Below are 10467 nucleotides of genomic sequence, written 5' to 3'. Positions count from 1 at the left end.
AAGGGAACGGTCTTGAAAACCGTCGTGGCTTCGCGCCACCGTGGGTTCAAATCCCACACCCACCGCAGCACCAGAGAACGGCCCCTGACCTCGGCATTCGGTCCGGGGCCATTCTCGTGCCCCGCCCCTGTGGCTCGAACCGTGGTCCCCGGTGCCTTCAGCCAGTACCGATCGGTGAGAATGCGAGTCGACAGGTGGGTGCGGCATCGGCCCACGGATCATGGGCCCAGGGGGGATTCACATGCCGGCCGTCAACGCACCGGGCCGATACACCCGAAGAACGACGAGGGCTGTCGTCGGCGCGACCGTCGTGCTCGTCGCACTGGCCGGATGCGGCTCGGGCACGACTGACTCCGCTGCGAGCGGTGGGAAACGCAGCCCGAAGGCGTCGTCGAACGGTGGCACCGAGGCTGCCGAGCTGATTCGTAGGGCACTCGACGCGACGTTCGATCAGGAATACCTCCATTCGACCCGGCGCAAGAAGGATGGGGAGACAACTACCCTGCGCGTTGCCCTGGGCGGGGATCAGGAAACGTGTGAGGCCCACTCCCGTAGCGGAGCGGCGTACCTCGACTTCGTCGTTACGGAGTCCGCGCTCTACACACGAGGCAGCCAGGAGGCCCTGGAACTGTCGCCCGAGAGCAAGGCGGATCCCGCGCGGGCAGAGGTGATGGCGGATCGGTGGGTGAAGCGAGGCGCGGCCATGTCCGAGTCCTTCCGTGGGATGTGCGCGCCGAAAACCCGCCGGGACTGGCTGGAGGAGCGGCTCCCGGCGTTGGACCGACTTGCCGAGGACACCCCGGTCCAGGAGTCGGTGCGGGTGGCGAAACGGGCTGCCACGAAGATCACCTATGAGCGTGCGGACGGGCCGCTGGAGTTCTATGTCGCGGCTGAGGGCACACCGTTCCTGCTGCGAGTCACCTCTCCGGCCACGGACCTCGACGAATCCTTCAGTGACTTCGGCAAGACGTTCCGTGTCGCGGCACCGTCGGGAGCAGTGACGGAGCTACAGATGGCGGAAGAGGTTCTCGCGGCTCAGTGAGCACCGCCCGCCGGGAGGACGAGGACTCGGTCACCAAGCACCTCGCCGACGCTCTCGACCTCAGCGCGAAGCTGCCGGACTGACCCGCCCCGCCGCCCGCAGCGGCGTCAACTGCCCGATCTCCGCCTCCTCAGAGTTCGTAGTCCTCTGCCAGTTCCTCCCACGCCAGTTCGCGCAGCGGATGGTCGTCGATCTCGCCCGACGGGGCCTGTGGTGTCGGCTGGTACCAGGCCACCGTCAGGTGGGACCGGTGCAGGACCGGGTCCCGCGCAGGGTCGATCACGGTCGAGCGGAAGACGCCCACGCACGCCACCGACGGAATCAGTTCCACCGGGCCGAACCCGCCCCCGCCCTCGCGCCCGTCGGGATACTCGCGCTCCGGCTCGATCAGGTGCACCGGTCCCGACGGCGAGACGCGCTCCGCGGCCTTCAGCAGGCGGGCGATCTCCATCCTGTTCACCAGGGAGCACGGGTAGCCCTCCAGCATCCCGCCGTACGGCGAGGACAGGTGGAGGTCCATCAGGTCCACCGGGCGGCCGGAGGGGAGCACTACGCGTGTCAGAGGCATGATCGGCACCCTTAGGGAACAAACCCCGGTCGGGCTCCTGATTTTCAAGACCCCGGACAGGCCCTTGATTTCAAGACCCCGGACAGGCCCTTGATTTCAGGACCCCGGACAGGTGCCAGAATCTCAGCCCCGGTGCCCCGTCAGCCGCGCCGCCGACGAGATCGTCGCCCGTGCCTCCCGCTCGGTCAGCCCCGTGTTCAGGGCCGCCTCCACCAGCGGTTCGACCAGGGCGGGGCCGATGCCGTCCTCGTAGGCCCGGCAGGCGGCCCAGAACAGGCGGGTGTTGCGCTGCCCCTCGTGCGCGGCGAGGACGAACTGCACCAGCCCCTTCCCGTGGTCCCCCGCCGCCGGCGGCACCGGCGACTGCGGCACCCGCGGCGGTGGCAGCAGCAGCCGGAGCAGCGAGGGCGGGCAGGCCGCCGGGGCGAGGTGCGCGGTGCCCGGGACCGTGCTGTACACCCCGTGGTCGGTGCGGGAGCCGGGGCCGACGAGGTAGCCGCCGGCGCCGCGGATGTCGATGCCGGGGGCCAGGCGGCCGGCCGAGTTGGGGACCACCACGTCCGGCGGGCCGCTGAGCCAGAGGTGGCGTCCGCCGCTCGGGGTGAGCACGACCACGGTGTCGGGGATCGTGAACAGGTGCCGCAGGGCCAGTTCACGCAGGGCGGCCGAGGCGTCCGTACCGGTCTTGGTGTCGAGGTCGACGCCGATCAGATAGTGCGGCGGGAGTCCGCACGCGATGCCGTACCCGGTCGCCCAGGGCGCCGCGGCGAAGAGTTCGCGGATGCGGTCGGGGTCGGTGGAGGCGTCGTACACGCCGTGCCCGTAGCGGCCGCATTCGCCGTGGCAGGGGACGGGGTCGGGGGTGTCGCGGTGGGGGGAGCGCAGGGCCGGGAGCTTCGTCCGGGACAGGGGGATGACGGCCAGCCCGCGTTCGGCGGCTGACAGGGCGTGTGCGAGGGCCAGGGTCGTGGCCTGCCGGTCTGTGGTGGCCATACCTCTATGTTCGTACGTGTGTTCGAGAAAGGGAAGGGGGGTTCGGGTGCGGCACGCCGGGCGGGGTGGAATGGCCGGAAACATGCCGGAACCATTCATCCCCTGTCCCGCTTGGGGTGAGCCACCCCTCCCGCACCGAAGCGCGGCCTCTGCGCATGAACGGGGGTTTATCGACTTGTCATCACGCTTGAGGGCGAATAGTCGCTTCCGAGGTGGTTCGCCGGGGATTCGGTGGGCAACTCTGGTCTCGCGACGTCGTGATCATCACCCGGGCGGTCGGCCAACTGCCCAGGTCAGAGCCGTAGTTCAGGCACCCGGAAGTGTCTGACGAGCTTCGCGAAACGTTCTGGAGGAACAACATGGCAAGCATCCGTACCGCCCGCGTCATCGCCGCCGTCTCCGCCCTCCCGCTCGCCGCCGCCCTGTTCGGCGGTGTCGCGGCGGCGGACAACGGCGCCATCGCGGACGACGGATCGAGCGCGGCCGTCACCAACGCCTGGCAGGGCATCATCGGCAGCGGCGTGGGCGGCAACAACAACGGCAACTCGTCCACGACCCAGCAACAGGCCATCGGCTCAGGCGCCTCGAACCAGAGCAATACCGCCCAGGTCGACGGGTCCGCGTTCACCGCCATCAACCAGGGCAACGACAACGTGGCGGTCAGCTTCACCCCGCTGTGGTGGTGAACTGACCGCGGCCGGTGACCGGCACCGGCCGACGGTCCTTCGTACGGTGTGCTCTTGGGGGTCTACGCGTCTGCGCGGCGGTGCCACGGCATCGCCGCGCAGACGTTTCTCACCCCTGCCACGGCATCGCCGCCCAGACGTTTCTCACCCCTGCCACGGCATCGCCGCCCAGGCGTTTCTCACCCCTGTCAGGACGTGCTCTTGACTCCCCACCGGATCTGACACACAGTCAGAAACCTTGAGGAGGGAGGGAGTCGTGGATCGCGAGGAACACCTCACCGCGCAGCTCAAGGCCTTCGAGGGCCGCCCCGCCGCCACCCGCGCCACCGGCAAGGACCCCGTCAACCTGCCCATGATCCGCCACTGGTGCGAGGCCATGGGCGACACCAACCCCGCCTACACCGGCCCCGACGCTGTCGCCCCGCCCACCATGCTCCAGGTGTGGACGATGGCCGGCCTCTCCGGCCACCAGGGACTCTCCGGCCAGGGCCGCTCCCCCCACCAGGGCCTCTCCCGCCACCAGGTCCGCTCCGCCGCCTACGACGACCTGCTCGCCCTGCTCGACGCGGCGGGCTGCACCTCCGTCGTCGCCACCGACTGCGAGCAGGAGTACCTGCGCCCCCTGCGGCCGGGCGACGAGGTCACCTTCGACACGGTCATCGAGTCGGTGAGCGACCGCAAGACCACCAAGCTCGGCACCGGCCACTTCGTCACCACCCGCACCGATCTCCGCGTCGGCCCCGACCTCGTCGGCACCCACCGCTTCCGCATCCTCAAGTACGCCCCGGCCCGCACAAGGAAGACCCCGCCCCGCCCCCGCCCCGTCGTCAACCGCGACAACGCCGGTTTCTGGGAGGGCGTCCGCCGCCACGAACTCCTCATCCAGCGCTGCACCGGCTGCGAGGTCCTCCGCCATCCCTGGCTCCCCGGCTGCAACGCCTGCGGCTGCCCGGACTGGGACACCGTGCGGGCGAGCGGCGAGGGCACGGTGTACTCGTACGTCGTCATGCACCACCCGCCCTTCCCGGCCTTCGACCCGCCCTACGCGGTCGCCCTGGTCGAGCTGGCGGAGGGGGTGCGGATGCTCGGGAACGTGGTCGGGGTGCCGTACGACAAGGTGCGGATCGGGCTGCCGGTGCGCGCCGAGTTCCGGGCGTACGACGACGAACTGACCCTCCCCGTCTGGCGGGTGGCCGGATGAGGCCCGGCGACGAGCTGCCCCCGCTGACGGTGCCGGTCACCCGCACCCTGATCGTGGCCGGCGCGCTCGCCTCCCGCGACTACCAGGACGTGCACCACGACCCCGAACTCGCCCGCGAGAAGGGCTCCCCGGACATCTTCATGAACATCCTCACCACTAACGGCCTGGTCGGCCGCTACCTGACCGACCACTTCGGCCCCGCGTCCGTCCTCCGCTCCCTCTCCATCCGCCTGGGCGCCCCCAATTACCCCGGCGACACGATGGTCCTGACCGGCCGCGTCGAGGCCGTCGACGGCGACACCGCCACCGTCCGCGTCACCGGCACCAACGGCCTCGGCGCCCATGTCACCGGCACCGCGAGGATCACCGTCGGGGGCGCGTCGTGAACCGCCGTACGGCGATCGTCGGCATCGGGGCCACCGAGTTCTCCAAGGACTCGGGGCGCAGCGAGCTGCGGCTGGCCGTGGAGGCGGTCCGGGCCGCCCTCGACGACGCGGGCCTGGTACCCGCCGACGTGGACGGCCTGGTCACCTTCACCATGGACACCAGCCCCGAGATCACCGTCGCCCAGGCGGCCGGGATCGGCGAGCTGTCCTTCTTCTCCCGCGTCCACTACGGCGGCGGCGCGGCCTGCGCGACCGTGCAGCAGGCGGCGCTCGCGGTGGCGTCCGGGGCGGCGGAGGTCGTGGTCTGCTACCGCGCGTTCAACGAGCGCTCGGGCCGTCGCTTCGGCTCCGGCGTGCAGCACCGCGAGCCGTCCGCGGAGGGCGCGGCGCTCGGCTGGGTGCTGCCGTTCGGGCTGCTCACCCCGGCGTCCTGGGTGGCGATGACCGCCCAGCGCTATCTGCACACCTACGGGCTGACCCCGGAGGAGGCGTTCGGCCCGGTCGCGGTCACCGCCCGCCGGTACGCGGCGACCAACCCGGCCGCCTACTTCCACGGCCGCCCCCTCACCCTCGCCGACCACGCCGCCTCCCGCTGGATCGCCGAACCGCTGCGGCTGCTGGACTGCTGCCAGGAGACCGACGGCGGCCAGGCGCTCGTCGTCACCTCCCTGGACCGTGCCCGCGACCTCCCCCGGCCCCCGGCGGTGATCGCCGCCGCCGCGCAGGGCGCCGGACGCGGCCAGGAGCAGATGACCGGCTTCCACACCGGCGACCTCACCGGCCTGCCGGAGTCGGCGGTGGTGGCCCGGCAGCTGTGGCGCTGGACGGGACTGACACCGGCCGACATCGACGTGGGGATCCTCTACGACCACTTCACCCCCTTCGTGCTGATGCAGCTGGAGGAGTACGGCTTCTGCGGCGGGGGCGAGGCCGCCGGCTTCGTGGCCGCGGACGAGCTGCCCCTCAACACCCACGGCGGCCAGCTCGGCGAGGCGTACCTCCATGGGATGAACGGCATCGCGGAGGGCGTACGCCAGATCAGGGGGACGGCGGTCAACCAGGTGCCGGGGGCCGGTCGGGCCCTGGTCACCGCCGGGACGGGAGTGCCGACCTCGGGACTGATCCTCACTGCGGACGGATGACCCTGAGGGGTAAACCCGCAGTAGCCCTCAGCTCTTCGTCCACCCTCAGGAGGTGGAGCCAACCCCACCCCTACAACCTGAGGCGGACGCGGCTTCGGGACCTCCGGGCGATGAGCGAGGAGGGGGTCCGCTCCTAGCGTTGAGCCATGACCACACCCGTCTGCACCAGCGCTTCGCAGCCCGTCGCACCGAGGGCGCGCACGCTGCCGTACCCGTCGTTCTCGTCGTACGTCCGGGCCCGCCAGCCGGTGCTGCTGCGGACCGCCAGATCGCTGACCTCGAACCCGTGCGACGCGGAGGACCTGCTCCAGACGGCGCTGGCCAAGACGTACGTCGCCTGGGAGCGGATCGAGGACCACCGCGCGCTGGACGGCTATGTGCGCCGGGCGCTGGTGAACACCCGCACCTCGCAGTGGCGCAAGCGCAGGGTCGACGAGTTCACCACCGACGAACTGCCCGAGCCCTCCGTCACCTGCCCGACCGGCGCCGACCCGGCCGAGCAGCAGGCGCTGCGCGACGCGATGTGGCGGGCGATCATGAAGCTGCCCGCCCGGCAGCGGGCGATGGTCGTCCTCAGGTACTACGAGGACCTCAGCGAGGCCCAGACCGCCGAGGTGCTCGGCGTCTCGATCGGCACCGTGAAGTCCGCGGTGTCCAGGGCGCTCGGCAAGCTCCGCGAGGACCCGGAACTGGTCACCGGACGCTGATCCCCTGTCAACGTGATGTGATCGATCGCACTTCCCTAGTGACATACCGCGCGGTATGCGCGCAGAATCTGCGCAACCCTTACCACCGCGTAGGCAATGTCGCCCCGGGAGGACCGCCGTGCTGAGCACCATGCAGGACGTACCGCTGCTGATCTCCAGGATCCTGACCCACGGGTCCACGATCCACGGCACATCACAGGTGACCACCTGGACCGGTGACGCACCGCACCGCCGCTCCTACGCCGAGATCGGCGCCCGCGCCGCCCAGCTGGCGCACGCCCTCCACGACGACCTGGGCGTGACCGGCGACGAGCGGGTCGCGACCCTGATGTGGAACAACGCCGAGCACGTCGAGGCCTACTTCGCGATCCCCTCCATGGGCGCGGTCCTGCACACCCTCAACCTCCGGCTGCCCCCCGAGCAGCTCGCCTGGATCGTCAACCACGCCGCCGACCGCGTCGTCATCGTCAACGGCTCCCTGCTGCCGCTGCTCGTCCCGCTGCTCCCGCACCTGAAGACGGTCGAGCACGTCGTCGTCTCCGGCCCCGGAGACCGCGCCGCGCTCGCCGAGTCGTCCGTGAGCGTGCACGAGTACGAGGACCTGATCGCGGGCAAGCCGGTCGGCTACGACTGGCCCGAGCTGGACGAACGCGCCGCCGCCGCCATGTGCTACACCTCCGGCACGACCGGCGACCCCAAGGGCGTGGTCTACAGCCACCGTTCCATCTACCTGCACTCCATGCAGGTCAACATGACCCAGTCCATGGGCCTGACCGACCGGGACACCTCCCTGGTCGTGGTGCCGCAGTTCCACGTCAACGCCTGGGGCCTGCCGCACGCCACCTTCATGACCGGCGTCAACATGCTGATGCCGGACCGCTTCCTGCAGCCCGCCCCGCTCGCGGAGATGATCGAGAGCGAGAAGCCGACCCACGCCGCGGCCGTACCGACCATCTGGCAGGGCCTGCTCGGCGAACTGAACGCCAAGCCGCGCGACGTCTCCTCCCTCACCCAGGTCACCATCGGCGGCTCGGCCTGTCCGCCCTCGCTGATGAAGGCCTTCGACGAGCTGGGCATGCGGGTCTGCCACGCCTGGGGCATGACCGAGACCTCCCCGCTCGGCACCATCGCCCGTCCCCCGGCCCACGCGGTCGGCACCGACGCGGAGTTCGGCTACCGCCTCACCCAGGGCCGCTTCCCCGCCTCCGTCGAGGCCCGGCTGACCGGCCCCGGCGGCGAGCGCCTGCCCTGGGACGGCGAGTCGGCGGGCGAACTGGAGGTGCGCGGCCCGTGGATCGCGGGCGCCTACTACAACGGCCCCGACGCCGAACCCCTGCGCCCCGCCGACAAGTTCAGCGAGGACGGCTGGCTGAAGACCGGCGACGTCGGCACCATCAGCCCGGACGGCTTCCTGACCCTCACCGACCGCGCCAAGGACGTCATCAAGTCCGGCGGCGAGTGGATCTCCTCGGTGGAGCTGGAGAACGCGCTGATGTCCCACCCCGAGGTCGCCGAGGCCGCCGTCGTCGCCGTCCCGGACGACAAGTGGGGCGAGCGCCCGCTGGCCACGGTGGTCCTGAAGGAGGGCGCCACCGCCGACTTCGCCGCCCTGCGCACCTTCCTCGCCGACCAGGCCGGCATCGCCAAGTGGCAGCTCCCGGAGCGCTGGACGGTCATCGAGTCGGTGCCGAAGACCAGCGTCGGCAAGTTCGACAAGAAGGTGCTGCGCAGGCAGTACGCGGAGGGCACGCTGGACGTGACCAAGATCTGACCCGCCGCTGACAGCGAGGGGCCCCCGGCGCCGGCTGGGGCCCCTCGCTGTCTAGTTGGTCCCGATCCGCGCCAGCAGATCCACGATCCGGGTCTGCACCTCGGGACTGGTCGACCGCTCGGCGAGGAACAGCACCGTCTCCCCCGACGCCAGCCGCGGCAGATCCGCCTGGTCGACGGCGGCCGTGTAGACCACCAGCGGGGTGCGGTTGAGCTGCCCGTTGGCGCGCAGCCAGTCCACGATCCCGGCCTGCCGACGGTGCACCTGGAGCAGGTCCATCACCACCAGGTTCGGCCGGAACTGTCCGGCGAGGGTCACCGCGTCCGTGTCGCTCGCGGCCCGCGCCACCTGCATCCCGCGCCGCTCCAGCGTCGCCGTCAGCGCCAGCGCGATCTCCGCGTGCTCCTCGATCAGCAGCACCCGCGGCGGATGCTGCTCACTGTCCCGGGGAGCCAGCGCCTTCAGCAGTACGGCGGGGTCGGCGCCGTACGCAGCCTCCCGCGACGCCTGTCCGAGCCCCGCCGTCACCATCACCGGCACCTCGGCGGCCACCGCGGCCTGCCGCAGCGACTGCAGCGCGGTCCGGGTGATCGGCCCGGTCAGCGGGTCCACGAACAGCGCGGCCGGGAAGGCGGCGATCTGCGCGTCGACCTCCTCGCGGGAGTTCACGATGACGGGCCGGTAGCCGCGGTCGCTCAGCGCCTGCTGCGTGGTGACGTCCGGCGCGGGCCACACCAGCAGTCGGCGCGGGTTGTCCAGCGGCTCCGGCGGCAGCTCGTCGTCCATCGGCTGCGGCCGCGGCGGGTCCGCGACCTCGACCGCACCGCCCGGACCGTCCAGCGGCTCCGGACCCTCGGCGGCGTTCTCGTCCGGCGCGCCTATCGCGTACGAGCGCCCCGTGCCCTCGGTGGCCTGCGCGGGCCGGGACTGTCCGGCGAGCGACGGCTGAGGCTGGGGCTGCGCCTGCGGCTTGGGCGGTTCGGGCTGCGGGTGCGGGCGCGCCGACTGCTCCGGGGGTACGGGCGTGGGCTCCGGCTCCTGGCGGGTGCCGAGCTTGCGGCGCCGGCCGCCGCCGTTGGTCTGGTGCGGGGGAGGCGTCGGCGTCGGCTGCTGCACCTGCGCGGCCTGCCGGGTGAACGGCACGCCCTGACCCAGGGTCCGCACACTGATCGCCCGCCCCTGCGTGGAGTTCGGGTCCACCGGCGCGGCGGCCTCGGCGGGCAACGGCTGCGCCGCCCGCGGCTGCTCCGCCTCCGGGGGGAGGGGGTACCGGGGCGGGGGTGCCCTGGGCGGCCGGGACACCCTGCGCCGGGACGCCCTGTGCCGGGGTGGTGGCCACGGCGGGGGGTGCTTCGGCGGGGAGGGGGCGGCTACGGGGGCGGGGGGCTGGGGGGCCGGGCCCGGTGCCGGTGCTTGGGTCTGCGCTTGGGCTTGCGGTTGTGCCTGCGCGACCGGGAGCTGCTGCGGGGCCTGCTGGGCGGGGATCTGCTGGGCCTGGTCCTCGACGGGCTGCGACTGCGGCTGGGGCTGCGGTTCCGGCTGGGCGGGTTGGCCGGGCTGGGCGGTCGGGGGCATGACCCGGCGCCTGCGCCCGGTCGGCGCGCTCGTCGGATGCGGCTGCGGCGGCGTGTGGTCCTCGGGCCTGGTCGTGGGGTACGGCGTCATGCCGGCCCTCGTCGGCGACGGGGACCTCGGGGGCGGGGACCTCAGCGAGGGGAACCTCGGCGGGGGGAGCCGGGACCTGGGCGGGAACCTGGGCCTGGGCGGGCTGCATCTGCGCAGGTGGCACCGGAGCGGCGGCTTGGGCCTGCGCGGGCGGCACCGGAGCGGCGGGCTGGGCCTGCGCGGGCGGTACGGGAGCGCCGGGCATGGCCTGCCCGGGCTGGCCCTGGGCGGGCTGTTCCCCGCGGTCGGCGTCGGCCGGCGGCAGGGCGAAGACCGTACGCGGACCCGCCTCCTGCGCCGCCGCCC

At 72.2% G+C, this 10467-nt stretch carries 9 protein-coding genes and 1 pseudogene; 7 read left to right on the top strand and 3 right to left on the bottom strand.

All coding sequences use genetic code 11. The features are described 5' to 3' along the window. Positions 1-241 precede the first annotated feature (241 nt). Positions 242-1042, top strand: a complete 801-nt coding sequence (locus GA0115233_RS38570) for a hypothetical protein (protein WP_141689641.1) — start codon at positions 242-244, stop codon at positions 1040-1042. A 130-nt stretch (positions 1043-1172) separates the two neighbouring features. Here the strand turns inward: GA0115233_RS38570 and GA0115233_RS38565 are convergent, their stop codons facing one another. Both GA0115233_RS38565 and GA0115233_RS38560 read right to left on the bottom strand, forming a co-directional pair. Beyond that, a complete protein-coding gene (locus GA0115233_RS38565) occupies positions 1173-1610 on the bottom strand; it encodes a hypothetical protein (protein ID WP_093725260.1) in 438 nt (145 codons plus the stop codon). A 123-nt stretch (positions 1611-1733) separates the two neighbouring features. Further along, positions 1734-2603 carry a bifunctional DNA primase/polymerase gene (locus GA0115233_RS38560; protein ID WP_093725254.1) on the bottom strand — a complete coding sequence of 290 codons (870 nt, stop codon included), beginning with the start codon at positions 2601-2603 and terminating at the stop codon, positions 1734-1736. 359 nt (positions 2604-2962) lie between these two features. On the opposite strand from GA0115233_RS38560, the gene GA0115233_RS38555 reads away from it, so the two are divergent. The 6 genes from GA0115233_RS38555 (at position 2963) to GA0115233_RS38530 (ending at position 8496) form a co-directional block, all read left to right on the top strand. Beyond that, positions 2963-3289, top strand: a complete 327-nt coding sequence (locus tag GA0115233_RS38555) for a hypothetical protein (RefSeq protein WP_093725252.1) — start codon at positions 2963-2965, stop codon at positions 3287-3289. A 256-nt stretch (positions 3290-3545) separates the two neighbouring features. Then, positions 3546-4490: a bifunctional MaoC family dehydratase N-terminal/OB-fold nucleic acid binding domain-containing protein gene (locus GA0115233_RS38550; protein ID WP_093725250.1), complete on the top strand. Its 945-nt coding sequence runs from the start codon at positions 3546-3548 to the stop codon at positions 4488-4490. Then, positions 4487-4876: a MaoC family dehydratase gene (locus tag GA0115233_RS38545; RefSeq protein ID WP_093725248.1), complete on the top strand. Its 390-nt coding sequence runs from the start codon at positions 4487-4489 to the stop codon at positions 4874-4876. The genes GA0115233_RS38550 and GA0115233_RS38545 overlap by 4 nt, the downstream gene beginning before the upstream one ends. Then, on the top strand, positions 4873-6018 hold the full coding sequence (locus GA0115233_RS38540; protein WP_093725246.1) for a lipid-transfer protein: 1146 nt from the start codon (positions 4873-4875) through the stop codon (positions 6016-6018). Before GA0115233_RS38545 ends, GA0115233_RS38540 begins: the two co-directional genes overlap by 4 nt. A gap of 146 nt (positions 6019-6164) precedes the next feature. Next, complete coding sequence (locus GA0115233_RS38535) at positions 6165-6725, top strand: SigE family RNA polymerase sigma factor (RefSeq protein ID WP_093725244.1); 561 nt, start codon at positions 6165-6167, stop codon at positions 6723-6725. A gap of 130 nt (positions 6726-6855) precedes the next feature. Then, entirely contained in the window at positions 6856-8496 is a 1641-nt protein-coding gene (locus tag GA0115233_RS38530; protein ID WP_093725258.1) for a long-chain fatty acid--CoA ligase, read from the top strand. Positions 8497-8547: 51 nt separating this feature from the next. Here GA0115233_RS38530 and GA0115233_RS38525 read toward each other — a convergent pair. Continuing rightward, positions 8548-10467 (bottom strand): annotated as a pseudogene (locus GA0115233_RS38525) (histidine kinase); the annotation flags it as partial.

This window comes from Streptomyces sp. DI166 (assembly GCF_900091315.1).
Classification (GTDB): Bacteria; Actinomycetota; Actinomycetes; order Streptomycetales; family Streptomycetaceae; genus Streptomyces; species Streptomyces fuscus.
The sequence above is the reverse complement of the archived record's forward strand: the minus strand, read 5'-3'. Positions and strand labels throughout refer to the sequence as shown.